At 59.9% G+C, this 1,432-nt stretch carries 1 protein-coding gene; it reads left to right on the forward strand.

Annotated features, from left to right (window positions below; genetic code table 11):
- Positions 1-131: 131 nt before the first annotated feature.
- Positions 132-1,151 carry an IS110 family transposase gene (locus tag DIE22_RS37725; protein ID WP_124607545.1) on the forward strand — a complete coding sequence of 340 codons (1,020 nt, stop codon included), beginning with the start codon at positions 132-134 and terminating at the stop codon, positions 1,149-1,151.
- The last annotated feature ends 281 nt before the right edge of the window (positions 1,152-1,432 follow it).

The raw sequence follows: 1,432 nt of genomic DNA on the forward strand, positions 1-1,432 counted from the left end.
GGAGAATTGAAATGAACGCGTCCCACCCGTGAACGTGAGAGCAGAAGCAGGAGGTGGATCCTCGCGGGCCAACGGCATCGAAGTGCCCAGGTGGAAAATGCACGCATTTCCCGGCAACCGGAGGATCCACGATGAACAGTATCGCAGTGGGCGTCGACATCGCCAAGCAGGTTTTCCAGGTGCATTACGTTGACCGGGAAACTGGAGAGATCGTGAACAAGCCGATCAAGCGGGCGAAGTTTCTCGAGCACTTCGCGAACCGTGCACGGTGCCTGATCGGAATGGAAGCATGCGGCGGTGCGCACCACTGGGCGCGAGAACTGACGCGGATGGGTCACGAGGTCAGGCTGATGCCGGCGGAGTTCGTGAAGGCGTTCAACATCCGCAACAAGAACGACGCGGCAGACGCGCGGGCGATCTGGCTGGCAGTGCAGCAGCCGGGCAAGCCGGTGGCGGTGAAGACCGAGATGCAGCAGGCGATGTTGGCGCTGCACCGGATGCGCGAGCAGTTGGTGAAGTTTCGGACGATGCAGAGCAACGGGCTGCGCGGGTTACTGACGGAATACGGCGAGGTGATGAGCAAGGGACGGGCGAAGCTGGACAAGGAAATACCAGCCGTACTTAGCCGCATCGCCGAGCGCCTGCCGGCGGCGCTGATCGATACGTTGCGCGAGCAGTGGAACGGGTTGGCAAAGCTGGACGAGCAGATAACCGAGATCGAGCGCCGGATGCGCGAATGGAAGAAGGAAGACCGGGCCGTGAAGATGATTAGCGAGATTCCCGGTGTGGGGTTGCTGACGGCAACTGCCGCGGTGGCAATGATGGGTGACCCGAAGGCATTCCGGTCGGGACGTGAATTTGCCGCGTGGGCGGGCCTGGTGCCAAAGCAGACCGGCTCAGGTGGCAAGGTGAACCTGCACGGGATCAGCAAGAGAGGCGACATGTATCTGCGCACGCTGCTGATTCACGGTGCGCGTGCGGTATTGACGCATGCGAAGGAACCCGGTCCGTGGGTCGAACAGATGAAGAAGCGGCGACCAACGAATGTCGTGATCGTCGCGCTGGCCAACAAGATGGCGCGGACGATCTGGGCGGTGCTCGCGCATGATCGGCCGTACCGGAAGGACTACGTGAGCATGAAACCGGCCTGAACGGTTTACGCACGGTAGAAGATCAACGTTTAACACAGGGTGAACGTCGAAAGGTTGCGCAGCAATCGAGTGTGATGACAAGCCAGGTAGGACCGGGACTCACTAAACCTGAATTGCGTAACGAGCTTCGAGCTCGTTAGGAGAATGAGGTGTGAGTCAGCGGATTTCATAGGGGCCCGCAGCGGCAGGACCGGCTGCAATAAGGCCGGATATAGAGACGCAGCCCATCCTGTCTGTCAGAAACGCAAGAAAGCTGTTGCAAACGGGACGCGTTCATATAG

This window comes from Burkholderia sp. Bp9142 (assembly GCF_003853415.1).
In the GTDB taxonomy this organism is placed as follows: Bacteria; Pseudomonadota; Gammaproteobacteria; order Burkholderiales; family Burkholderiaceae; genus Burkholderia.

Excerpts from the sequence above, each read along its gene's own strand:
- DIE22_RS37725 (WP_124607545.1), top strand. The coding sequence starts at position 132 with ATGAACAGTATCGCAGTGGGCGTCGACATCGCCAAGCAGGTTTTCCAG.